General features: G+C 34.8%; 19 protein-coding genes. 5 read left to right on the top strand and 14 right to left on the bottom strand.

The features are described 5' to 3' along the window. Nucleotides 1-26 precede the first annotated feature (26 nt). The 4 genes from MF646_RS16720 to MF646_RS16705 all read right to left on the bottom strand — a co-directional run bounded on the left by MF646_RS16720 (nucleotide 27) and on the right by MF646_RS16705 (nucleotide 6,387). A complete protein-coding gene (locus tag MF646_RS16720; protein ID WP_250097659.1) occupies nucleotides 27-1,010 on the bottom strand; it encodes a hypothetical protein in 984 nt (327 codons plus the stop codon). Nucleotides 1,011-1,671: 661 nt separating this feature from the next. Beyond that, the gene (locus MF646_RS16715; RefSeq protein ID WP_250097658.1) at nucleotides 1,672-3,867 is read right to left on the bottom strand and encodes an AlwI family type II restriction endonuclease; all 2,196 of its coding nucleotides are present in this window, start codon (nucleotides 3,865-3,867) and stop codon (nucleotides 1,672-1,674) included. A gap of 367 nt (nucleotides 3,868-4,234) precedes the next feature. Further along, nucleotides 4,235-5,161 carry a Dam family site-specific DNA-(adenine-N6)-methyltransferase gene (locus MF646_RS16710; RefSeq protein ID WP_250097657.1) on the bottom strand — a complete coding sequence of 309 codons (927 nt, stop codon included), beginning with the start codon at nucleotides 5,159-5,161 and terminating at the stop codon, nucleotides 4,235-4,237. A 5-nt stretch (nucleotides 5,162-5,166) separates the two neighbouring features. Continuing rightward, entirely contained in the window at nucleotides 5,167-6,387 is a 1,221-nt protein-coding gene (locus MF646_RS16705) for a DNA adenine methylase (RefSeq protein ID WP_250097656.1), read from the bottom strand. A gap of 233 nt (nucleotides 6,388-6,620) precedes the next feature. On the opposite strand from MF646_RS16705, the gene MF646_RS16700 reads away from it, so the two are divergent. Together MF646_RS16700 and MF646_RS16695 are read left to right on the top strand one after the other, a co-directional pair. Continuing rightward, nucleotides 6,621-6,854, top strand: coding sequence for a DUF4365 domain-containing protein (locus MF646_RS16700; RefSeq protein WP_250097655.1), 234 nt, complete (start codon nucleotides 6,621-6,623; stop codon nucleotides 6,852-6,854). Nucleotides 6,855-6,954: 100 nt separating this feature from the next. Continuing rightward, nucleotides 6,955-7,200 carry a hypothetical protein gene (locus tag MF646_RS16695; protein ID WP_250097654.1) on the top strand — a complete coding sequence of 82 codons (246 nt, stop codon included), beginning with the start codon at nucleotides 6,955-6,957 and terminating at the stop codon, nucleotides 7,198-7,200. A gap of 170 nt (nucleotides 7,201-7,370) precedes the next feature. Here the strand turns inward: MF646_RS16695 and MF646_RS16690 are convergent, their stop codons facing one another. The 4 genes from MF646_RS16690 to MF646_RS16675 all read right to left on the bottom strand — a co-directional run bounded on the left by MF646_RS16690 (nucleotide 7,371) and on the right by MF646_RS16675 (nucleotide 9,439). Beyond that, complete coding sequence (locus MF646_RS16690) at nucleotides 7,371-7,967, bottom strand: hypothetical protein (RefSeq protein ID WP_250097653.1); 597 nt, start codon at nucleotides 7,965-7,967, stop codon at nucleotides 7,371-7,373. 390 nt (nucleotides 7,968-8,357) lie between these two features. Next, nucleotides 8,358-8,588 carry a hypothetical protein gene (locus tag MF646_RS16685; protein ID WP_250097652.1) on the bottom strand — a complete coding sequence of 77 codons (231 nt, stop codon included), beginning with the start codon at nucleotides 8,586-8,588 and terminating at the stop codon, nucleotides 8,358-8,360. Nucleotides 8,589-8,617: 29 nt separating this feature from the next. Continuing rightward, a complete protein-coding gene (locus MF646_RS16680; protein WP_250097651.1) occupies nucleotides 8,618-9,079 on the bottom strand; it encodes a hypothetical protein in 462 nt (153 codons plus the stop codon). A 216-nt stretch (nucleotides 9,080-9,295) separates the two neighbouring features. Then, the gene (locus tag MF646_RS16675; protein ID WP_250097650.1) at nucleotides 9,296-9,439 is read right to left on the bottom strand and encodes a hypothetical protein; all 144 of its coding nucleotides are present in this window, start codon (nucleotides 9,437-9,439) and stop codon (nucleotides 9,296-9,298) included. A 661-nt stretch (nucleotides 9,440-10,100) separates the two neighbouring features. Here MF646_RS16675 and MF646_RS16670 point away from each other — a divergent pair. Together MF646_RS16670 and MF646_RS16665 are read left to right on the top strand one after the other, a co-directional pair. Further along, nucleotides 10,101-10,598, top strand: a complete 498-nt coding sequence (locus MF646_RS16670; protein ID WP_250097649.1) for a competence protein ComK — start codon at nucleotides 10,101-10,103, stop codon at nucleotides 10,596-10,598. A 555-nt stretch (nucleotides 10,599-11,153) separates the two neighbouring features. Beyond that, nucleotides 11,154-11,318: a restriction endonuclease gene (locus MF646_RS16665; protein WP_250097648.1), complete on the top strand. Its 165-nt coding sequence runs from the start codon at nucleotides 11,154-11,156 to the stop codon at nucleotides 11,316-11,318. A 66-nt stretch (nucleotides 11,319-11,384) separates the two neighbouring features. On the opposite strand, the gene MF646_RS16660 is transcribed toward MF646_RS16665, so the two are convergent. From MF646_RS16660 to MF646_RS16635, 6 genes are all read right to left on the bottom strand, one after another. Beyond that, nucleotides 11,385-12,443: a hypothetical protein gene (locus MF646_RS16660; RefSeq protein ID WP_250097647.1), complete on the bottom strand. Its 1,059-nt coding sequence runs from the start codon at nucleotides 12,441-12,443 to the stop codon at nucleotides 11,385-11,387. A 171-nt stretch (nucleotides 12,444-12,614) separates the two neighbouring features. Then, the gene (locus MF646_RS16655) at nucleotides 12,615-13,883 is read right to left on the bottom strand and encodes an McrC family protein (RefSeq protein ID WP_250097646.1); all 1,269 of its coding nucleotides are present in this window, start codon (nucleotides 13,881-13,883) and stop codon (nucleotides 12,615-12,617) included. Next, nucleotides 13,880-16,120 (bottom strand): McrB family protein, encoded by a 2,241-nt coding sequence (locus MF646_RS16650; protein ID WP_250097645.1) that lies wholly within the window; start codon nucleotides 16,118-16,120, stop codon nucleotides 13,880-13,882. Before MF646_RS16650 ends, MF646_RS16655 begins: the two co-directional genes overlap by 4 nt. A gap of 241 nt (nucleotides 16,121-16,361) precedes the next feature. After that, entirely contained in the window at nucleotides 16,362-19,568 is a 3,207-nt protein-coding gene (locus tag MF646_RS16645) for a UvrD-helicase domain-containing protein (protein ID WP_250097644.1), read from the bottom strand. Next, nucleotides 19,561-22,596 carry a PD-(D/E)XK nuclease family protein gene (locus tag MF646_RS16640; RefSeq protein WP_250097643.1) on the bottom strand — a complete coding sequence of 1,012 codons (3,036 nt, stop codon included), beginning with the start codon at nucleotides 22,594-22,596 and terminating at the stop codon, nucleotides 19,561-19,563. The genes MF646_RS16645 and MF646_RS16640 overlap by 8 nt, the downstream gene beginning before the upstream one ends. 1 nt (nucleotide 22,597) lies before the next feature. Continuing rightward, on the bottom strand, nucleotides 22,598-23,728 hold the full coding sequence (locus MF646_RS16635) for a helix-turn-helix transcriptional regulator (RefSeq protein ID WP_250097642.1): 1,131 nt from the start codon (nucleotides 23,726-23,728) through the stop codon (nucleotides 22,598-22,600). Between the two features lie 186 nt (nucleotides 23,729-23,914). On the opposite strand from MF646_RS16635, the gene MF646_RS16630 reads away from it, so the two are divergent. Next, nucleotides 23,915-24,373 (top strand): hypothetical protein, encoded by a 459-nt coding sequence (locus MF646_RS16630; protein WP_250097641.1) that lies wholly within the window; start codon nucleotides 23,915-23,917, stop codon nucleotides 24,371-24,373. Nucleotides 24,374-24,615 lie beyond the last annotated feature (242 nt).

Raw genomic sequence — 24,615 nt, 5'->3', positions numbered from 1 at the left:
TCGTTACTAATAACATTTTCAAGTTTCTATTTATAACACTTTCCAATATGACTCCTTTTAGGAACTGGATACTTCGCTTGATTTCGATAATAATTACCCCAAAAAAAACTGTCACGAACCTCTTTTGGAAATTTAGTTAAATATTGTTTTGCATCATAGGGAACCGTATTCATCTTTTCTAACCAACTAATCATATCTTCATATTTTACTTTATATGAAATATCAAACATGATCCCTTTATTTTCATCTAATTCAATTACTTCAATTATTGATAAGTCTTCAGTTTTGTTAAGCTTGTTATAATTTACAAGATATAATTCTCCTTTTAGCTTTTGTTTAGCTTTCCACAAAGATATATATTTTTGCCGATTATCACTTTTACGTGGATTGTTCCAATTAGGATAAATCTCTTTCATTTTTTTTGCAAAATTTTTCTGTTCTTCTTCAGAAATCCATGAATATCGCATAGGGTGAGCTTGTATGTTTTCAATAGGATTCTTATCTTTTTCTTTTGTTTCATTATTTAAAAACTCAATAATATTATTATGTGTATCATCAAATAAGTCAAAATCAAAACCATAAGTACTTTCATTGTTTAATGCTTCTTTTGTAATACCTAAACCACTATCATCCAAAGAAAAATCAATTCTATGTATTCTTTCTAACACTTCATGTACATAAGGATCTCCCTGGTTTTGAGTAGCTGACCCAAGACGCTTTGAAATTGAAACTGAGTTAGTCACGCTAGCAGCATTTTTTAATAAAAACCACTCCTTATATTCATTCCACTTACATACTTTTCTGTTACCTTTTCTTAAGACTATAATCTCATTTCCATCCATAAAACGATCATCATAGATGACAACAACCAAAGTTACATTCGGAATGAGATAAAGAGAGTTACACTTTTTCTTCACAAAATTTCTGTCATCTTTGGAGCGATTAATAAACTCAAAAACAATCAATTCTCCATTAACATCAAATTGTACCCTGTCAACTGTATAAATCATTGTATTCTCCTTTTTCATTTAAATACAATATTTACTAAATTCAATTATAACAAAACAACCTCCTTTACAGGGAGTTGTCTTTATATTAAGTTTTCAGATAAAAGGGAATTATCTTTATAGTTTGTCATTAAAGCCTAAAGGTTCCATTTTCCATTCGATTCTCCAAAATTAATACTTTAAATAATTTTTATCATAATCCAATAAATTTATATCATATTTTACCAAATTCTATTAAGAAAAATGTTAGACTAAAAACTAGATAAGCTAAATGATTGGAATTTCCTTGAAAAGAACAAGATTGTTTCAGCACGGATTCTATTATGAATATAGGTGTAAAAATACTTCTAAAACAAAAAGCACCAACGACCTTCGGGAGGTTGTTAGTGCTAAAAATTCTTTTATAAGTATTCTTGATTTTCTTCTCTAAAAAAGGATACTAGCTATGCTCTTCATAGCCTTAATTCTTCTTTTTGAATACTCCTATCATATAAAATTTTGATTATTACTTTATCTTCATTAGGTGTAAACATAATTTTACAAAATAAAGGTTGCATTTAAATCTTTTGCTACTTCCCATTATAAAAGAATTTACAAAAGTCTCAAGAATTAGTGTTATCGGAAAAATAACTATTTACTTTGTGCCATATTTACCTCCTAATACTTAACTAGCTGTTTCTACTTTCTCTTTTATGTTATTAATCGTTTGTACGACTTCATCTTTATACCATAAATATCCATCTCTTTCTTCAGAACTATTCAATATATCAATAACATTTTCTTTGAGATAATGATAATTCTTATTATTAGCTACAGCAAATTTTATTAGATTTTTTAATTCACTAATACCTAATGGAATAATCTCTGAATTTTCGATTCCAACATAATTATTGTTGTCTTTAACATAATACGGGTTAAACTTAAACATTCTATGAACAACAGCCACATTAGGATCTATATATGGTGCTACAAAAAGACAATTAGTCTTATCGTCTACTTCGTGTCTATACTTAGCTAAATGTCGAGGTATAGGTTCCATCTCAGCTCTTCTTTGATTTTCATCATTTGTAAGAGTCGCTTCTAATATTAAGTGATGGTCTGCATACTTAAAGATAATATCTGCCATTCCACCTCCAGCGTGCTGAATCGGTTTTAAATCAATATCTAAATCGAAGTTTGCAAAGTCAATTGCATTTCCAACGTATCCGTCTAGTAATAAGAATGCTTGCCAAAGCAAATATTCGAATATTGTTGGCACATCGGCCTCTGTATCCATATAACCCTTTAACTTGTTATCCTTACTTTTACTCCGTTTTTCTAATAAATATAAGCACTCTAACAAGTTACCATTATCTTCATTTATGATAGATTTCCTTAAGTTATCTTTCATATTTTTAATTCTTGTTTCATTATACTTATCTTTTAGTGATGAAACATATTGCTTAGGATTTTCCGTTTTCGCAGGTAGTTCCACATCATCTTTACTGATTTCCTGAATTCTTTTAACTACTTCATCAGATATTTTAATAAAATCATCGTCTTCAAACTTTGGCAATTGATAGTTGGTGTTATACAAGAAATCAAAGTAATCATCTGTACTAGTATGATATTTTTTAATTTCACTGTCATCTAGTATCTTATCTACAAGAACTTTATAAAAATCACTTATTCTAATTGCTTTTTCTTCAAATAATGAAGTCTCTTCCAAAATATTAGATAGCTTTAAATACCTTAAATTATGGTCCGCGTAATCTAATAAGTTATTGTACCATTTGATATATGTAAGAATGTCATAGAATTTAATCAAAAGGTCTTTAAAATCCTCAGTATATACACGGTTCTTAAACTCATTAAGTAAAGTGTTATTTAATCCCTCAATATCCTTAGACTTTAACACTCCCTTATTTTTAATTCCAAACAGTGAATCTCTCCACCTTTTTTCTTGTGTACCTGTGGTTTTTTCTATAGCATCAAGAGTTTCTCTTATTGAATCCCAAGTATCTTCTTTATTTTTAATATTAAGCCATATATTATATATACCTGTTAACAAAGGTACTAAAGGTTTACTATAGTCAGCTGATTTTCCATTCATATCAACAGGTAATATGAAGTCTAGTATATCTTTATCATTTTCTTCTTTTAAATGTGATAAAACTTCTTCAGCCTTTTCTTCAATATATGCTTTTACCTCAACATATTTTCTAAGATTATATTTCTGTTTAATTATGTAATCTTGTATCCAAATTTCAATGTCTTCCTTACTACATTCTTGTTGTTCCTTTTTGTTCCGGAATTCTTCTATGGCTCTTTTTCCTTCTTCTTTTAATTCTTCGGTTATTATTAAGGGAAGTATAAAAGTTATTTCTGTTCTTGATAAGCTCCCAAACTCCTTTAATAACTCTAAAAATAGAATGAAAGGTTTAATACCTTTATCTTTGGTTGCTGAAAACTGAAGTTTAAGCAGCTGTTTTATGTATATATCGCCATCGTTTTCAAGAAAATGCTCATCGTCAAAATATAGTTTATTTTCCACCTTAAGACGTTCTTTTGATCGTCGTAAAATCACATTCCCGACCTCTGTTATCTCTCTTGATTCATTAACAAGACCTAGTTTTTGAAGAGGAGATGTTTTTAATCTAGAAGCCTTAGGTATATTAGTAGCATTTGTGCTAGCGTCTTCCATAAATCCTGCTTCATTCATTAACTCAAAAAATTCAGTTTGGTTCTTGTCCCATTGGTAGCCTCTTTTTGTAAATTCCTCAAGAAGAAGAATGTAACCTTCAATTTTTTGATATAAGGCACTTTCTCTAAAACCTGTATTCCCAATTACCCACGTATAGTGCGTTGAATTAATAATCAAAACCATACCTCCAAGCATATTTGAATATATTAAACATTCTATCCAATCATCTAAATACCTCTCTATTCTTTACATTTTATAACATCACAAACGGATACTAAACCCTTCAGTAAGACCTCCCCGGGTAAGTCTAACCGCTTTCCTCTCGTAGACACTGGATTTACTGCAGGAGATTCGGGCAGTGTTGGACTTCGTTTTGTAATGGAAACTCGTCCGGCTTCCTTCAGATTCTAAGTCGCCCTAGACACCCTTGCCATTCGCTAACAGTTCCCACCGCCAAGCCTGTAGTGGACTTACACCACCTAGCTGTTAGACATGCCGGGCACACATTAAAAAACCTCCCCAACAGCGTTGAGAAGGTAACAATTTATTTCCTATAATTAGTAATAAGTACTTCAGATGTCTTAGTTGTCTTTTCTTTGATTTGATAATTGGAGTTATTATAGTTATAGTTTAAATGGTTAATCTCGTACTTCTTAGCCCAATTCTTTAGAATAGTATTTTCTTTTCCTTTATGATCGAGTACATTCGATAATGCAAATTTTACACCTTTTGCATCTAACCTATCTAATAAGTTTAATAAGTCATATTCTTCCGTTTCGGTCCACCCATTTTGTTCATTATATGTTGCAGTCGAGATTAAATATGGCGGGTCTGCATAAAGAAAATCCCCTTTCGAAAGTCCCATTTCAACTTCACGAAAGTCATGGCATATAAAATCAATATCTTTCTCTTTAATTACATCGAGAAAATTAATTAAGTTAAATTGAATTTTGTCATTAAAATCCCTTTTTCCTACGGGAATATTATAATGCCCTTTTTTATTAAACCGGATTTGATTATTAAACCCATATACTGTTAAAAGATAAAATGCAAGATCATAATAGTTATTGTCATTTATACGATTATTGTAATCCTCTCTTAACTTTACAAATCGCTCCTTATTATAAACTGCAAGTCCACTTCCCGACTCACAATCATAATGAGAATACCCATGTTTATTGGTATCAGTTAACTCGTACTTTAAAATGATATTATAAATGATATTGAATACTTCTTCCTTGGATGTTTCCTTTAGGGTATTAAAAAGCCTTAATACCTCTCTTTGCTTATCTATGCCCCGCATACTCCCTTTTGCATTAACATTTATAGCCACATTTGCTCCACCGCAAAATAAATCAACAAAATTGTTTATATCTTGTGGAAACAAAGGGATAATTTGCTTTAATAATTTATGCTTCCCACCTGTATAATTTAAACATGACTTGAGATACTTTGTTTCAGTTTGTAACACTTTTATCACCTACTTATTTCACAGAGATACAGTATTTCCTTATGATCTTCAATGTTTGTCTTACCAGTTGTGTATGCTTGGAAATCAGTATCAAAGATACTTACCTTACCTTTCATTTTTAGTATCTCAACTATTTCTTCAGCAGAAATTTTTGCATTTGAACGGCCAACACCCTTTTGTGCCATATTGTTATATGAAACAAGAATATACTTACCAGATATATTAGAAATTAGGTCTTCGAAAGCCTTAGTAGCCTTCATAGTACAATAATCACTTTTAATATGAGAACGATTTATCATTTTTTTGGCAACTCCTGAAACCTCAGGCTTTTTCCATTCGGCAATATTCTCCAATAAATGATAAGCATCTCCATATTGTCGTGAATTATATGGTGTGTCGATATAGGTTAAATCCGCACTAATTCTTCTAACTAACTCATTCGCATCCTCATTGAAAATACAGTTACCTTTATTATTGGAATCCTTAAACTCTGGTACTAAAAGTTTGATTTCTTTAAGTGAGTCTAATTTTCTTCTGTAAGCGTCATAATGACCAACCGTATTCGCAACTTTGTCCATTGCATAGAGTAATGAAGTAATAAGAATAGCCTTTTCACGAAAGTTAATATGATTTGTTAATTTTTCTATTTCTTCTCTTATATACCCAATTTTTCTTGCATTATATTCTGTGAAATAGGTTCCACCAAAGTGTTCTGATACATAGTTCTTTTCAAGAGGGTTAGAATTATTAAATTGGGTTATTAAACCTTCGACTTTATTAAAATCAATCGGCTCATCGCTAAACCATGTCCAATATGCTAAATGATTAGAATACAATATGTCATTTACTATAATATTCTTACCTTCAATGTTAAACCTATCAGCAACTACCCCGGTTCCTCCAAAAATATCTGCCACGGTATTAACACCTTTGCAATTTTCATTTACAACCTTCCATATAAATTCTAATAGTTTGTATTTACTACCTAAATATCTTCTATTTTTTATGTTGAGCCTTTGATCACAATCAATAGGTAAAGTAAATTGTTCTTCTTTTTTTCTAATAGTATTTGTAATTTCCTCAACATGTTGTTTCGTCCACATTCTCCAGCCTCTCCAATCTTTCTCTGGTTCTGTAATATCTCCATCCTTTACCCAGTTATAAAGTGTCTGTCTTGATAAATTAAATTGTTTAAGTATTTCTTTAGTACGTACCTGTGGGACCATTTTTCCACCTCATTTACGCATCACCGCATCGTTTTCATTTTACTATTTCGATTATATCATCTACTTAAAACGACATAAACATTTTTCTATTGTATTAATAAATTGCTCAGTTTAGAAAGTAGAATGCTATAATTTCACTAATAAAATTGACGTTTTGAGGAGACAACTATGACTTTTCCAAGGGTCGATCGTAACAAAGGTAGTAAAAGTGTAAACATGTAGAGAGATAGGTTATGGAGGAATTAGGGTCGATTTTTAGAGAACAACCAACTCAAGATTACGGGATTGATGGTTATATGGAAGTAGTTGACGATGAGTTTGTAACTGGTAGACTTATTGCAAATACAAATAAAAGCAGGCAGCAGTTACTTAAAAAAGGAAAACAGCACTTTACTTTTAGAGGAAAAATTGGGGAGTTATTGTTCCTAAAAAAAAAATACTCGATGAAAAAGCCTCACAACTTTTAAAAAAATTGCTGAAAATACTTCTGATTATGAAAGACGTTTAAATTTATTAGTTTTATCAAGAGCATGGATGGAAGAATTACTGAAGAGGAATAGAGTACTTTTGACATTTGGGACAAAGAAGATGGGAATTACATTGTTTTTGGTGAACTATGAGGAATGGAAAAAAGCGCCGATCTATAAATTAGGCCATAATACTCTTCATTCTGGCGAAGTAGCCTCATATCAATTTTTACTAGAACTTAATGAATTACGGTGTTCATTTTTGTTGTTAGGTAATTACCTTAAAAACGGTCTAACTAAAACTAAAGACCCTCATGGTGATGAAGATTTAACAAAATGGTTTTAATAAATGATATCGCTCATATATGGCCTTAAATGCCTTTGCTAAAGTAAATACCCTAATTTTGCATTTAAATTGCATTTTAGGGCTATTTAAGAGCCAATTTTATTTTCTCCCTTAGACCCAACACTAGAAGTTTGGTCTTGAAAGTTGAGAAATTACTAACGATTAACAGTTTACCAATATTCTATTTTCTCTAAACTCAAATAGTGTTCATCGTTTAATTCTATTTTCCGATTATTCAACCTTATCAAACCTAAACCTAAAAGATAAATATAAATCCTACTAAATTGAGTTATATTTGTTGTAGTTATTCTTTTACCGTATTCTTTCTCATACAAGCTTTCCCATTCAGAAATTAAATCTTTTCTACGGCTTGGTCCATTTTTTTGTATAAGATACAAAAATTCCAAAAAACCAAAATAGTTATAAATAAATCCCTTTGATAAGTAACCAATTTCTTCCGTTTTAAAATAATTCTCAGCCATTGCAGTTAATTTGATTTTAGAATCTTGAGTTTTCATTAAAAGATTTGCTCTCTCTAAGATTGGTCTTACATTACGAGCAGTATTAAAGGAAACTCCAAAACCTTCGACAATCTTTTCATTGAATTGATTAATGTGCATATCAGGGGTATCCTTAACATACTTGAACACTAGTTCAAGATCTTGTAATAAAGATTCTTCCTTTCTGGGGATTGCTAAGATAGATTTATACCTATCTACTGATTCTTCAATATCATTTTGTAGTTTGGTCAAAATCATACTATTCACTTTGCCTCACCCTTTAACCTGTTTTTCTAATTATTGTTATCTTTTATTTTCATCTTTATTCACTGCTTATTTCGAATATTCTTCTATATATTTAATTAACTATTTTAATTACCTATTAGTTTTGTAAACCAATAATCGCCCTGTAACTTTAGCTAAACAACGATAGTATTTCCCCATACTCTTGCTAACATTTGTACTCAAAGTATACATATCCAACTTCTATAAGAGCGATCCTTACAATTCTACGAGCTTGTCTATCCCCTTTCCAAAACATTAACAATTTTTCTCTTATGAGTCTCATTCATAATTTACCCCCTAAGCAAATCGATAATATATAAAAGGAGCAATTCGCTGATAAGCAATTGTCACTTCGAACACTTATCTGGCGCTCTACCATCTAATTAAATCACTAACTTCAATTAAGCTAGTTTTAACTAATAGTGCAACACCTGTTAGCAAAACTAAGTACGCAAAAACAAAGCTAATAATGTGATAATAAAATGTCTGCGCAAAAATTCCTCTCTTTGCTATTTCAACAGGTAGTCCCTGTTTCGCTATTAAAACCCAAACATAAATTCCAATGACACCAAAGATATAAGAAGGTATTTCTGGAGTGTACATGATTAACCTCCCTTTGCTACAACCATAATTTATAAGTTGAATTTCATGTACTTACTATACTCATATGAGATTTTTGTCATAATACATGAATTCCCTAATATTAACGGAATAAATAATGGCGTATTCCCAAGTGAAAAATCAGTAAAGTCGGGAAATGCATATTTAATAATGAAATATTGCGCAATCGTATATACCCCTAGATAAATGAAATTCGTTATTGCATAAGCTATCCTCTCGATCACCTCTTCATCACTACTAGGTATCGGTTCTTCTAATTCACAATTAATACTATTTTGTTCTATTCTTTTTACTCTCTTAAAAAGAAGTGCAACAGTAATTATGCTTAAAGACAAAATAGAAAAGATATAAAGTAAGTTTAATGCCATATTAGAATTAGATAGAAAAGTTTTCGAGAGCATCTCATCAAGTACAATTACTACTAAAACTAAAGATATGCACCTTTTCGAAAATTCAACAATGTCAAGTCTCATTGGATTCTCCCCATAAATATAATTACCTGTCTCTTTTGTCTAATACCAAAATTAAACTTAGTAGTAGACAAAAGAGACAGGTTGGTTAACATTCTAAAATTCTCTAATTTATTTTTTAGCATATATTAACTCTCCTTTCTGTAATAATAAATTACAGAAGTGAGTAGAAGTAAGAAGATGGTCTTCCCCTTGAAATAGTTCTAACCCTTCCCTTCCTCATTTCACATAAAAAGGTATGGAAAATATTGAATGAGTGAGCTTATACACAGTTGCATTCCCTTCTACAGATACACCATCAACTTCAAAAGTAAGTAACACAATCGACTTTAATAGGTTTTTCTTTACATTTTTCATATTCATTAACACCCTCCCAGAAAATCGGAATTAATTACCTCTAAAGGGTAATATTATAATATATAACTACCAAATATATTAGTCAAGACTTTCTTTAAAAACACAACAGAATTTCAGTAATTGTTAGTTACACCATTTTAATCCCCGAAAATATATTAAGATAATTAAACAGGAGTGTTTTACTATATACCTACATTTTCTTCCTAGAAAATAGGTAAATATACAGCTAAAATTAACTGTATTCCGTGTAAAAAAATCGCGTTCTATCTGTTTCTAGCTTATTCTCTAAAAAACAAAAAACTCAGAAACGTTGATTTATCAACACTTCTGAGTTTATAATCTGTTTTAACTTAACCTAACTTTATGTAATGGTACCGGTGGTCGGGGTCGAACCGACACTCCAGAAGGAACACGATTTTGAGTCGTGCGTGTCTGCCAATCACCAAAACCTTTTACATTATCATTCTTTAGACTAGTTTGTTATTGTCAAATCACTTATTACTAGTGCAGTAAATAAGCCCACTTTTAAAATGGGTATTTTTATGTAAGTATTTCTACCCAAAAAATTGACTGTAATTATACTTTTTATATATTCTAATAATAAGTTCAAAGAAAGGGAGGAATTTAAGATTAAGGTTATATTTTTAGAATAAAGGAGAGATTGTCCATGAACAAACAAGTAATTAAGGATTATGAGATTAACAGAGATACTATTGCATTATTGCCCGCATATCACTCAGATTACTATACCATTGTATTAGAACGCGACCAAGAATACTATGTTAAACAAACCCCTATGCAACTTATTAAAGAAGCTTGTTTAGAAGGCGGAGCCGATTACGCCGGTAGAAGAAAAGCTGTAATACATAAGTTAGGAGTTCAAAGTAAAGTTCCCATCCCAGTTAATCCACTTGACCAAATCTTTGCTTTCCCAACTCATTCGCCCAAATTGCACGAGTGTTCTTGGATTTTTTATCATCACATTAGATCCATAAGAGTTAATGCGCATGAACCTAGTCAAACTATCATCTCTTTCAAAAATTATAAAGAATTACCACTATCTATTTCCTACCCTTCCCTTGAAAAACAAATGCACCGGACAGCATACTGTATTGTTCGCTTCTCTAAACACCCAGAAAATAAGCCACCACAGCTTGGAGCTTAAGGTTCATTTACCATATTATTATGATGTTTTCTAACTCAGAAAAGGTTCCTATTCCAGCTTTTTCATATTTAGAATAGGACCCTAATATAATCAGTTGTTAAACAATGTAATTATGTATAAATATTGGACATTATACACTTTCATTTAAGCTTAGGGGCTAGATACGGAAAATTTCGAAGCAGGGAAATAAGCATCTTCGTTTATTATTTATACAATTGGAAAGTGTTTAGCCAGACAGAATAAGGACCTTCGTTCATATTATGATAAGCTTCGAGAACGTAAAAGGCATTACGAATGAACTAATTACCTAAAGCTATATAGGCTTTCCTCTGATGTTTACGAGGTAGTGTTCTTTTCAAGTCCAAGAAGAGTGAGACTCATCCATAAAGCTTTCTGCTGGTTGTTCATTGGCATTTTTTGTAAAATATCTCATGAGTTTATTTTGTATCTAAAATATCAATAAAACTAATTGACATACCATACTGTCACCACTCATATTTTGTTGATATGATTTCGACATACTTCGAGAAGTTATGACAGGCACCTAAGCCAAAAGTGACAAAAGGTTCGGGAGGCTACGGTGCTGATCTCGTAATTAGTAAGAATGGCGTTAAGACAGTTGTAGTTAAACGTTACAGTTCAAACATCGGAGTATCTGCCGTTCAAGAAATAGTCGCAACAAAACCGTACCATTTTTGGTACACCCTATTCTCTGTTTGATTTTTATTTTAGTTTCAACTTATTTTAAAGAATAACTTGAAAAAGGTTAAATATCGCAAAGTAATTTCAACCTTTTTCAAGAATGATCTTAACATTTTGCTGATCCATCCGGAATTCCTCCATCAATGCTTTTATATTATTAAGAATGGATTGTGCACTTAGGTTTACTTCCATATATAATTCAGCTTCCTCAAGATAATACGCTACACGCAACTCCTTATCACTTGTAGAGAAGTAATCTCTTTTCTTTCCTTTTAGTTTTGTCTTTTTAAACTGTTCCAATTTCTTACTACAAAGAAATTGGCAAAAGCTAATATATATGCCCTTCCAACTAGTTGCTTCATATTCTTGGTCATAGATGACGATCCTTTTTGGCTTTTTACCTGTCACGTTTGAGGACCAGTCCATTATTTCTATCTGTTCATTCAAACTACATTCTTCTTGATTGATATTGTCAGTAACGACATCGTGCTCTTCACCACTAACGATCACATCCTTTAATTCGGACAATGTTCTTACCTCATCTAGATTGTAGTGAACTATCCTATTGATCTTTACTCCACTTTCTACATCTAGTAAAAAGTCCTTAAAATCTTTATTAATCTCAAACAAGTTATTAACTGTATCTCCATCTATTTCCTCTCTACGTTTCGCACTTGAAAGGATAACCGAAAACTTCGGATCTTCTATATTTAGCTTGATAATTCCGATACCAAAAGAGTTAGATAGTCGCTTCATCTTCTCCATTAATTTCTTATTTTCTGTATTTATGTCCGCAGCTACTAAATAACCTTCATTAGCCCAACTTGAATTAGATACCGCCTGAAAGAAAACTTCTCTGAGGTTAGACATTGTTATTTCCTTTTTCAATTCGAATGAGAAAAGGATGACCTTAGGCATATTATACTGTTCCGCCAAGGATACCACTTTTTCGCTCCAATTAGACGTTGTGATACTATAACCAACCATATCAGGATGAATCCACTCATTTTCACCTTTTGTGGTGTTGATAGATCTCTCTTGGTAGATTGTTTTTGCAGCGATCCCCAAACTGTGGTGTAAATAATAATTTAAAAAAGGATGAAGTTCTCGTTCATGAAAATTATTTATGTTGATGCTGCTCACCTTCTCACCTACTTACTGTTGTGTGATTATCTATGTTTCTTAAAGGTGATTTAAATATTTTCCGACTAAACACTAAACTCATTTCCCCGTATTCTTCACCTAATCATTCGAAAATATAAATGAATTTTAACGTACCATTTTTGGTACACCCTATTTGTCAATCTCAGTCCTTCACCCCAAACTCCCACTTAACATCCCTTCCAAATCCTCCACAGTATGCTCAAACGTATCCAATCGAACCGTCTCTACTTCAATATACTTCTGGGGAATGGAACCAGGGACTTCCCATTTTGGGAGCAGACCTTCTTCTTCTATTTTGGGATACAATAGAATGCAGTGTTCTGCTGTTTTATAAGTAGTAATGTAAGCATACATTTGGTACAAGTCACTTTGCTTATAATTACGTCGATAATTAACGAAGGCACTTTTCCATTTAGTATCAATGATGACTTTGGGTACCTCCTCACTCGTTTCTATGACAAAATCCGGTTTTAGTAGGATGTCTTCCCGGCCTGTGGTTATGTTTTGTAATAGTTTTTTCGCTGTATGCTGTGACCGAACTTCATAAGAAGTAGGAAACAAGATTCGTTTTAGCACTTCGCCAATATAGCCTTCAAATAGATCATTCATTTTAAACAAAAAGGCGAAACCGATTTGTTGATTTTGTGCACTGCTCATCGAATTCGACTGTAAAATGGCGATGGCTAGTTGTAGTGCTTGTTCATAATGCTTATTCTGACGATTGAGTACCATCTGATCCAACATAGTTGAATGAATATGTACATCATCTACATCTTCTAACAGTTCAAGTCCATTCATTAAATTGATTTTTAAGGAAGAGTGTTGTACATACGGAAAAATAACCTTAACTGCTGCTTTTAATACTTGGTTCTCCATGATGTTCGGAGTGAGCTCGTCAAATTCACAAAAAGCATGTACGGTTCGTTGTACATTTTTACGAATATGATCCGGAACCAATAAGCTACCTTTTAATGTTGGAATGTTCTCCGCTGTTAAACGATATTCTCGGTAAATACCGCGATGAAGAGTCTTGGTAAGTTCCACAATATATAAGCTCGCTAAAATGTGAAGCAGATCAACCTTTTCGTACTGATTTAGAGTTTTATCTCCTATTTCAATAGGGAGTTTTTTCGTCAAGGAGAGCATGTTTAATAACGCTCGTCGATTAAGCATTTCATTTTCCACATGCAAATCAATTTTTGGTAGAATTTCAATTCTAACCGTTTTTAATTGAATAACACCAACTAGATTAATGAATCGAAGCTTGCGATTAGAATACTCTACGATGTTTTCATGATTGTATCTTTCTCCTAAAAAAAGGAGGAGGTGGTCCCACTCAATTTGAGTAAGACCATTATGTTGTTCCTCATCACAAAATATCCAATCGTAAGCTTCTCTAACAACCACTTGTTTCATCATTCATAAATCCCTTTAATATCATCAATCGTAATGTTTGCCTTCACACGATACTTCGCTGGAAAGTCCATTGCTGTAAAGGATGAGGAACGTTTGAACAAGGCTTGAACATCAACTTGCTCCTGATAAATGATATAGGATTCTTGTTCACTTTTTCCTACTCCGCCTAGTACCAATGCAACTTTTTCCCAATCATCATAAAAATACTCTTTTAATAAAGGAATTACTTTGCTATGCATGATTGTTATGACGTCCTCTATCGTTTCCGCATGAATAAAATAAGCGTGGCCAATTGTATGGTCTCGGCTATAAAGAACTTCAATTCTTTGATTCATCCGGTGGAGCAACGTTGGTAAATCAATATCGTCAATTGTCGGTAGTAACGACGGTTTCGGCATTACTTCTTCAAAGTCGAATCTTCTTCGTAGTGCTGTATCAAGCAAAGCAATGGAGCGGTCGGCCGTATTCATCGTGCCAATAATCCATAGATTCGGAGGCAAGACAAATGGTTCTCCTGAATAAGGCAATTGGACACGTGTCTCATTTTCCTTAGTTAGTCGTTTATCCTCTTCTAATAAAGTGATTAATTCACCAAATACTTTAGATATATTGGCACGGTTGATTTCATCAATGATCATAACGAACTTATCTGCACGCTCGAAATCAAACGCCCCGTTATTCTGAAGCGCCTCTAGTACATGAGCTTTTCTCACGTCATATGACTGATCATACTCATCAAGGTTCAAACCTGCATATAGCGCATCAATCACTACTTTTTTAAACATTCCATCTGTCGGGACGAACCTTCCTTCTTCATTTGAACGAAGCCCTTCATTGAAATCTTCATAGGAATAAGACTGGTGAAACGTCACAAACCGAATCTGTTCTCTTTGTTGAAACTGTTTAAACGTTTCTTTTACGTCGATTTGCTCTTCTAATTCATCTGCAGGTCGATTAAAGATAATCTCCATTGACTTGGTCGCCAGCTGATATGTTTTTCCGGTTCCTGGTGGCCCATATAGAATGAGATTTGGATTGCTATAAAGTAATTCTTCATCGTAGTCCGGCATTAGTTCGTCCTCCTCTGTCTCCACATGTTCGACTCTTTGTGTCTCCATATCCATATTGAAAATTAAATGAAGTCCACGCTTTGTTAGTTGATCCACTTTTTGATGAACAGGAACCATTTGATCGAGCATAATTCTCGGCTGGATTTTTGTAAGTTTCTCAATTTCGAGCCACACCTTGTTCCCTTTTGCAGTAGTTGGTCCAATTTCTACTACATCAAGGTGGCTAGGAGCTTCTTCCTCGTTCGTCCAAATCCGCTGAACGTGCGCTTTCCACTCTACTTCTTTCGTAGCAAGGTCACAAATATAGAGTTGCGCCTGGTCCGTAGCGATCAATGTCTTCATATTAATCTCATCAGTCTCGATAGTTGCAATGACAGGCGCACCTGTATTTACCTTTTCATTCATATTCTTAATGGATTCAATTGATTGAAACGAGAGTAACGAACAATCCACACGTAATGTTTTTGCGCGATTAACAATTTGAAACAGACGATCTAACTTTCTTACCTCTTTTTGTTTTAAAGGAGGGTGCAGCTCATTAATCTCCTTTTCAATAAGACGTTGAATTGTAATTGTGTATGCATAAAAAGCTACATCCTTTTTTCGGTCATTTTTAGGAAAGCTTTGGTATGTATCAAGTAGATCATTATAATCATCTGATTTATTCAAGATCGTTTTATTAATACTTCGTTCGAACTTATAGTTAACAATAAACTCATCAGGAAATTGAATGTTTTTGATGATAGAAAATAGATGGACTGCGTGACCTTCCAATTTTGATGGCATTTTGATTTGTTCTAATACTTCACGATAATCACGAACATTTTTGCTTTCATTAAAAAATGATACAAGATCAAGTTTTGTAGATTTAAGATTGTTCAGGAAGTTATTTGTTCTTACAACTGAGTCGATCGTTCCAGTAAAAATATCTAAATCCGTCGCATCTTCCTCTTCAAATAGTTCGGAGGAACTTCTAATAATATCAATCACACGTGTAACTGATCTCTTTTTCTCTTCATCCCAAGTTGCATCATTCACTCGGTCGTAGTAGTCCTTATGGAATTTACCTTCTTTTTGATACTCCGATTCATATAGATCTTTATGCTCACTTAAAACTTCTTCAATAGTAATCATCTTATATTTATTAATAATGCTTTGGATCCTCTCCATTTTCGTTTCTCCTTTTTCCTACTGTAGTGTTATGGTGCCTTTTTATCCGAGTATGTAATAAACATTTTAAGCTTATTCTATTTCAATGATAAAGTCATTTCCTACTTATTTATTAGTTTATACGAAAGGGTGCACCATTTTTGGTACACCCTTTCGTACATTGTAGGTTGGGACAGTATATAAATCAGTTCATACGCATTTTTTGACAGCTTCAGTTCAACTAGGAGTCACTAACTCAAACCTAATAAACGTTCAATTTCATCGTTTTATCAGGTGTAACAAAATAGAGAGAGGTTTCTTTCACCTGTTCATTTGTCATGTACTCCCATGCCTGCTTATAAAGTTGCAGTTGAGGGGTATAATGGGTGGCTAGTTTATTTAGGTCCTCTTCTGCCTGAACTCTGTCTGTTTTAAAGTCAACAATTACCCATTGTTCTTCTTCTTTAAAGACTAAATCAATAATTCCAGTGATGTATACGTCTCCTTGACCATTCTCAGGGTACAAAGGATGGCCATTATTTACGCAAAAAGAAAACGGCATTTCAGCAAAGGATGTGTCGGCTTGTTGTATTCGTTGAAACAGATCAGAACTTTTGAAGCTCTCAATGGTTGATTTTACTTCCTGAAGGCGTTTTTCTGGCAATTCCTCTTTAAATAGAATAGCTTCAATCTCATCCTCGCTTAGTTCCTTTCCTTTTAAGACAGATTCAAATACTTCATGAATCACACTTCCCCACGCTTTTCCCCCGCCTTTTTCACGTTCGACGTCATAAGGAAGTTCTTTTGTATCATCTGTTGGACTATATTGGCTATATGTTGGAACTTTTAATGGCGGAATCCAGCTTTCTAACTCTGCCTGAACGGCTTTAAATTGTTCCACATCCGTCTTCTCATGATTTATCGGCTTAGGTTGTTCGATGTTTTCTGGAATCGTTAAAGATTCGAGGTCCATCCCTGTAAGAAGCATGTTCCACGGATTGTTCTTTTCATTGTTTTTCTCCATGCCGCTTACAACTAGCATTTGTTTCGCTCTTGTTGCTGCTACATATAAAAGTCGCAGCTCTTCAGCCTGCAAATACTCGTACTCCTCTCTTCGATAGTTGTTCCAATCAACCGGCTGTGCCATTTGTTCGTCTTTATCATTTGCAAACGAAAAATAACCAATGGATTCGATTCCTTGACGTTTAATGTGCTGTCTGATTTTCTTTTCTGTATTGATAAATTTGTTTGGTTGTGTTAGGAAAACAATCGGAGCTTCGAGCCCTTTTGACTTATGAACGTTCATGACACGCACTGCATTTTGTTCGTTTGGTAATGTCATTTCGCCAATTGCTTCATCTTGAACCATTTCAACGAGTCGTTCAGCTACTAAATGAAACTCACTATTTCCATTTGCTTCAAACGTACGCAGACGTTCCATCACCTGATACAGTCGTGTATAATCTCTTCTGCCCTTCCGTAAGCCTATATAAACTGATAATAAGCCGATATCATGCATAATCTTTTCTATGGCGGCGGACGGTAAATCATCTCGCGACCATGTATAATAGGTTTTAAGTCTTGAATATGCTTGTTCTAATAGAAGTTTGTCCTGTTCTTGTAATGGTTCTGGCACATTTTGAAATAATGTTAAATTCCCTTTATTTGTCACGAATTCATAAAGAAGTCGGTCACTTATTCCAAATAAAGGGCCACGTAACACGGCAGCCATATATAGGCTGTTTGAAGGCTCCGTTAACAGGCGAATGACATGAACAAGCGCTTGAATCTCCTCATCCTTAGCTAGTGAGATTTCCCCAGTTGTCACTACAGGGATCCCGTATTCTTCTAATTCTGCAGCATAATCTTTCAAATTGGAATTATAGCGAGTGAGCACCATAAAATCCTTAGGCTGTGCCTTTTTATTGTCTATAGAAGCACGTATAAAACGAGCAATCGCTGACGAATCTGCCTCAATTACTTCTGCCGTTTTCTTGCTATACGGAACGATGTGCTGATACACTCCTTTTAAAGCCTCTTCATCTTTTTCCCCAACATGGTAAGAGTGTAATGGTCGAAACGCTGCTTGGTAAGATGTTTCTTCTTGTGGAAGCGGTCCTTCAAAAACGCCATTTAACGGCTCTGTAATTGCCGTAATCGTTCGAAAGTTCATCGTTAAATGAAGCACTTCTCCGCCTGTTTCAGCAATCATTTCCTTCACTCTTTGGTAAATATCTATATCAGCTCTTCGGAAACGGTAAATAGACTGTTTTGGATCTCCAACTACAAAAAGCGAACCTTGCTTCGGTGTAATTTTTGTCCAATTTGTTTCTGTAAGTTCCACCCCTGTTAAATAAAGCATTATCTCAGCTTGAATCGGATCGGTATCCTGAAATTCATCAACTAAAAGACAGCCGTATTTCTGCTGAAAATAGCTTCGCACCTCACTATTTTCTTTTAACAGCTTAGCTGTATTGACGAGTAGGTCTTGAAAATTTAATGCCGAGCGCTCCTTTTTAAGATGTTGGTAGTAAGCAAGTGCCGGCTTTAAAAATGGAATGAGCTTGCTGTGACAATATTCAAACCAGCGCTCAAGTGTCGATTGAACGACCTCCACTAACAGAAGTTGGGTCTCATCACGAATTTCCTTTGCCTCTGCACTATCTTTCCAGCGATTTAATACAACAGCGCTTTTCTTTTCATACGGTCGCAGCATTGTAACGATGTTTTTCTCTTTTTCTACATCTGAATATTTAAGTTGCCTGACCGTCTTCCGTATCTTCTTTTGAAGGGTGTCATACCCTTTTTCCGGTTCTTCTTCCGGCAATGATCGCTTTGTATGTTCAATAAACTTCTTCAGTTCAGCAAAGGCTGGTGCAAGGTCAGGCTTCTCTACCACATCAAAATGCCATTTTACATCCCCATATTCTCTCAAATAATGTAAGGTGTTTCGAAGTTCGGCAATGTGAAACCCTAGGTCACTCAGTTCATCAATTTTTTCTTTTTGCTTCAGTCTGACATCACGAATATAGCGTTCCCACGCCTCATCTGCGAGTTGTTTATCTTCCCGCTCATCTATTTCGGAAAAATCAAAATCAAGCCCCGCTTCAATCGGACGCTCCCTTAGAAGTCGCGCACAAAAAGCATGCACGGTCCCTAAATAACACTGATCAAAATCAGCTAGAGCATCTTCCACTCTTTGTTTCACTAATGGATCTTCTGTTGCTTTTCGCTTCTTTTCTAGTCCTGTCTGAAAACGCTCCTTTAACTCATCAGCCGCTTTTCTTGTAAAAGTAATCGCAACAATTTGCTGAATTTTAAACGTATTTGATGTGATAAGATTGACCATTCTCTCCACAAGACTATGTGTTTTTCCAGATCCAGCCCCTGCTTCTACTAAAAAGTTCGTTGTCAGTTCCTTCGAGATTTTATCGCGTTCCAGCTGATCGACTATTTCGCGGTTAGTCATGCTTTCGCACCTCCTCTAGTGCTTGCCATCCTGTCGCCCGTTCATCTTTCGCTTTTTTACGTAGCAGCTCTTCTCCGTACGTATGACGACTGCATATCCTCTTAAAGTTACAAAACTTACAATCATCCTCATTATCGGTATATGGAAAATGTCCTTCTTTTAAATAGTTACAAAGATGATCGACAATTTGAGCAAATGCCTCTTTTTGTTCTTCAGAGTGTGTCCGGTACGCACGCTCTCCTTGGCCTTTCAACGTTGGGAAAATATACACACTTGAACTCACGCGCCCCCCCTCATGTTCAACTAACTTTTCAAAAGCTTTGGCATAGAGTATATGCTGCAATTTCCGTCCGCCGTTAAAATAGTTCTTTTCTCCATATCCGTAAGAGCTTCCCGTTTTATAATCAATAACCGTATACGTACCATCTGGTCTTCGATCAATCCGATCTATTTTCCCTCTTAGCTGAAGTTGTTTTCCATAAGGAAGGTCGATGACTGCGGGGTTGCTTCCGTCCATTCCAAACGTATATTCAAAAAATAACGGCTCCCCGTCTTCACTCGCCTCCTCCTCTGCCTTCAGAAACAAACTACATGACTCTAGCATTTCTTGACTTTCTAACTCATACACCATTTCACTAGGCGGGGGTAATTGCTCTCTTTTTTCTAATAAAACCTCACGACAAAGATCAAGAATAAGGGACAGATGCTTTTCAAAACTCGGCTTTTCATTTTTTTCTTTTAACGTACGATAAAAGCGTTCAAACACATCATGAAGCACACTTCCCCTTTTCGCGGCATCAAGCCATGAATACCTGTCATTTTCCTCCTCTTCTTCCTCTTCAATTTTCAGTACGTATCGTAGAAAATAAGAATATGGACAAGTACCTAATTGTTCTAGCCTACTTGGCGAAAGCATCGATTTATTTTCACGAGGGTCTAGGTCTTCTTTATATGATACGAATCCATCGTATTCCGTTACAGACTCTTCTAAGCGAGCGTTTCTTGCTTTAAACCCTTGCACAATATTTTCGAACGATTCCTCTTTCAGCAAGGCGTCATCTAGTTGATGATTATTCCAAATCTGGGCACCGAACCATTCTGTCTGCTGCAACATCGAACGGATATCTTCTTGGATAAAATGAACATCTTTTTGCATGTGTTCCATTAATCTTTCACCCGTACTATCAGGGTCTTTTGATTCTATACGAAACAACTGTAAAAAAAGATGAGCAGGAGAGCTTTGGCGATTCTCAACCGTATCCATAAATGGGAAGCTCAAATGAACTTGTCCCTTCGTTGCTAAGAGCACTTGGACGAATAAAAAGCTATTTCGCTTCACAAATGCTTTCCCAAGTGTCATTTCTTCATGGATTTTCTTCCGTTCACGATCTAATAGCAATGGATCTTCCTTAACTCTTCCAGGAAATTTGCCATTATCCATCCCGACAATGAAGACGTGGTCACGATCCACATACAGGCCGTTTCTATGAGGAGAAACGTGCAAATGTCCCGGTAGCGGATTCCGCGCTCCGATTGGTAACGAAAGAAGCCATTGCTCTGTAAAGCTAATCGCTTCACTAAATGTAAGATGCTCACTTTGAACGTCCAACACTTGCTCCACTGCCTTGAGCAATTCTTCCTTTGCAAGCTTGTTAAAGAGCTGCCTGTCCTCATCAAATTGTTTTCCACCATTTGCATAAGTAGAAATGAACACTTTCACATTTTCTAACCAATCATTATAGTTGACCTGCTCCCATGGTTTTGTAACTGGAATAAGAGCAAGAAAATCGGACATCCATTTTAATAATTGCTTGTACTGATCAATTCGACCTTCTAGGTTTATGACACCTTGCTTTTCTTTCTCTTTGTACGAATCTAGCTTTTCTTGAAGCTTTTGCAGATAACGCTCTTTTCCAAAGCGGATGTCACAGTCTTTTAGTAACTTCACCATTCGTTCTCCAGGAAGCGGCACCGCGTTATAATCAAACGCACCTTCACGTAAAACTTTTGCTAATGTTGCTACATTGTAATCGTCACGGATCCACCTGAAAATCCCTTTTAAAAACTTTCCAGGTTTCGTCAACTCCATTGGAATTCCTTCCCCAAACGTTATGGGAAGATTCAATTTTTGCTGAAGGCGCAACAAACTTTCTATGTAAGGACGCTGACTTGTGTAAAAAAGAACCGTCTCATCAAAGGGGATTTCTTTCAGTTTTAATTGTCGATAGACCGACTGTATTTCCTCGTCCTCACTAATTGCTGCTGAAAGGGAAAAGGATGGGATCCCTTCTTCAATCGCTTTTTCGACCTGATAGAGGTTTTTAAAAGGATGATTTGTTGTAACCGGCTCCTCACGTTTGATCATCACCGAAAGAGGTTCTCCCCCATCGACTTCTGGCAGCTCTAGCGGAATGACTGTTGCATCCTTCGTGTAGTGGAGAAAGAACTCTTTTTCTAAGACGTGATACGCTTCATGTGGAAAAAACACATAAACCCTCTCTCTCCGTGCGGGAGACTCTGACTTCTTAGCGAGCTGAAATAAGTCAGCTACATCAATAAACTTTGCTTGCTTTCGTTTCTCCTCATAAATAGCAAAGACTTTCTTGATGTCTTGCCCTTTTTCTCCTTTTAAAAAAGCTTCTTCTGGAAAACTTTCAAGACTGACGTTCACTTGCTTCATATCTAAAAGAGTCTGGTAAAACGATTGACAGAATGAAGGGGTAAGTTGAACATCTTTAAAATACGTAAGCTCATTTTTCACTTTTAGGTGCTTTAGCGCTTGGAAAATAAACTGTCTTCCAACGACATTTGGTAATGTCGTAAGGTTACTCTTTTTTAATTTAGATTGAACCTGCTCCATTGCCAAATCGTGAAACGTTTTTACCTTCACATTTAAAACACTCTTCCCTCTCTTTGCTAACCCTTGGATCGCAAGCTTTCCATCTCGATGAGAAGGCACGACAAAAACCTTTTCTGTTAAAAAATGATCGTCTATTACTTGTTCTAATTGCTGAAAGATAACACTCATACTAGCCCTCCTTATCAATAATAATTCCCTTACATAGAGTTCCATTAAACGACACTAGATTTGTACAAACCTTCTTTGAATATCTTTCCTTATTTACACTGTACAATAAAGGGTGTACGTTTTTCCGTACACCCCTCAAATAATATTCCTCGTATTGTTGAAACAGTTTTTTCACTTCCTGTTTAACGTTATCAACAAGTGCAAGAGGAGCAACCACTTTAGCGTCACTGCCCCATGTGAGAATCCAGGCAACCAACCCATCACTAACCGCCGCTTTTGTCGTTAATAAAAAGTAATCCTCATCTAGTTTTTTTATATCTACATCCAACCCAAACCTGTCTAGAACGACATTGATTAAGTCCTTTTTAAAACGTATTTTTATCCATTCTTCTTGGCCTGCATACATATGAAATGTATTGTGAACATACTCGGAAATATTAATAGACGTCCGCTGGAATGACTGGTCCGTTATTTCAACCTTTCTCATTCTATCCACTCGATAATGGCGAAACTCCTCTTCATTTTCAAATATCCCAATTAAATAGTAAAAATCATTTTTCCAAACAAGAGCATAAGGCGCTACTTCATAGAATTCTCCATTACGACTTAAGACGAATTCTTTATTTACATTATATCTTCCATATTGAAATTGAACCTTCTTATTCTCCGTTATGGCTATATGTAAACGATCGATGTCGATTTTAATTGGTTTATAATTACCTTTGACTGACTGATCGAAGAAAATTTGACTAGGCAAATCTTTGGCTAATTGCTTACTAGTTAGGAACTTGATCTTAGAGATTAATTCCTCCGAATCTTTTTTCGTTATAAATCGTGCAGAAAGAATAGCATCAATGAGCAAACGAAGCTCATACAGTTCAAACATTCGAGATTGATGGCTATAATATTTCTTCCCAAACTTCCCAGGCTGAGCCATTACTTCAAACCCGCATCTATTCAAGCTCTCAATATCGTCCTTAATTGCTTTTTTCTCGACTTTAAACTCATCGCCTAACTCAAGTTTTAACTTTGCAATGATTTCGTCTACGGACAACTCATGGTTCTCATCCGTTTCCCTTTCTAGTAATTCTCTTAGTTTTAAAAGACGATCCTTACTGCTTACATCTTTCAAAAATAGTCCCCCTCAATGCTTAAACTTCATAGGTTGTACCTCTTAATTATTATAACAGATCAATTTACTTTTTTTTACAACAACGATTCATTTAGGGGGATTTTAAATTGGTTGTTATTTCCATAAACCACGGAACGTTTTCCGTTATAAAATAATACTATCCATTGAAAAGAAAAAGGAGCAAACATGAAGAATATTAAGGATATGTCTGATCAGGAGATTAAAGGCCGCTACTATTCGCTTATTAATCAGTCACGGCAAACATTTTATGAACAACAGAAAATAGAACGTTTTTTAGAAAGTCCGCTGCTCATGTGCTGCTTCATGGTACTTTGGCTTTGGATGGCTTTTATCTTTTTATTTTTTATTTGGATTGCTCCGCGCGAAGGATTTCAGCTGTTCCTTATAGGCGGCATTCCGCTAGCAATTCTCCTTTTCACTACACGACATTATAAAAAAGAATGGTCCCAGAAAAAACGAAAAGTCAATCAAATTCACTATCAACTTGACGCGTTTCGGACAAAGCTTGAAAAAGCAAAAAGAGATATACCTCCCTATCCATTTACTGAGGCTTCTAGTTATCCATTAGATTACAAGGCTACCTATCCGTTTGACGAATACACATATTATGAGTTTGAGGAGTAGGAATTTAGAAAGAAAAAAAATGCTAAAAAAAAAAAATACTGAAAAATGCTGGGACGGTTCTTGTGCTTCCTTCGTTTAGCGAAACTAAAGAAGCAAGAGATCCGTCCCCTTCTTCTTATTGGCTATATGAGGATTCTAATATCCACTCTGACAGAAAGTATAACAAGTTTATATGTAACAGGAGCAAGTAAAGGCTTTACAGATATCTTGTACGGTGATCAATTATAATTGCTCTATTAAGT

The sequence above is a fragment of the Halalkalibacter alkaliphilus genome (assembly GCF_023555415.1).
GTDB lineage: Bacteria > Bacillota > Bacilli > Bacillales > Bacillaceae_D > Halalkalibacter > Halalkalibacter alkaliphilus.
The sequence above is the reverse complement of the archived record's forward strand: the minus strand, read 5'-3'. Positions and strand labels throughout refer to the sequence as shown.

Bases quoted from the DNA above. Each gene is read 5' to 3' on its own strand.
- MF646_RS16685 (WP_250097652.1), bottom strand. From the start codon at position 8,588: ATGTACACTCCAGAAATACCTTCTTATATCTTTGGTGTCATTGGAATT.
- MF646_RS16670 (WP_250097649.1), top strand. From the start codon at position 10,101: ATGAACAAACAAGTAATTAAGGATTATGAGATTAACAGAGATACTATT.
- MF646_RS16675 (WP_250097650.1), bottom strand. From the start codon at position 9,439: ATGAATATGAAAAATGTAAAGAAAAACCTATTAAAGTCGATTGTGTTA.
- MF646_RS16680 (WP_250097651.1), bottom strand. From the start codon at position 9,079: ATGAGACTTGACATTGTTGAATTTTCGAAAAGGTGCATATCTTTAGTT.
- MF646_RS16640 (WP_250097643.1), bottom strand. From the start codon at position 22,596: ATGAGTGTTATCTTTCAGCAATTAGAACAAGTAATAGACGATCATTTT.
- MF646_RS16700 (WP_250097655.1), top strand. From the start codon at position 6,621: ATGGAGGAATTAGGGTCGATTTTTAGAGAACAACCAACTCAAGATTAC.
- MF646_RS16650 (WP_250097645.1), bottom strand. From the start codon at position 16,120: ATGGAGAGGATCCAAAGCATTATTAATAAATATAAGATGATTACTATT.
- MF646_RS16705 (WP_250097656.1), bottom strand. From the start codon at position 6,387: ATGGTCCCACAGGTACGTACTAAAGAAATACTTAAACAATTTAATTTA.
- MF646_RS16655 (WP_250097646.1), bottom strand. From the start codon at position 13,883: ATGATGAAACAAGTGGTTGTTAGAGAAGCTTACGATTGGATATTTTGT.
- MF646_RS16720 (WP_250097659.1), bottom strand. From the start codon at position 1,010: ATGATTTATACAGTTGACAGGGTACAATTTGATGTTAATGGAGAATTG.
- MF646_RS16645 (WP_250097644.1), bottom strand. From the start codon at position 19,568: ATGACTAACCGCGAAATAGTCGATCAGCTGGAACGCGATAAAATCTCG.
- MF646_RS16630 (WP_250097641.1), top strand. From the start codon at position 23,915: ATGAAGAATATTAAGGATATGTCTGATCAGGAGATTAAAGGCCGCTAC.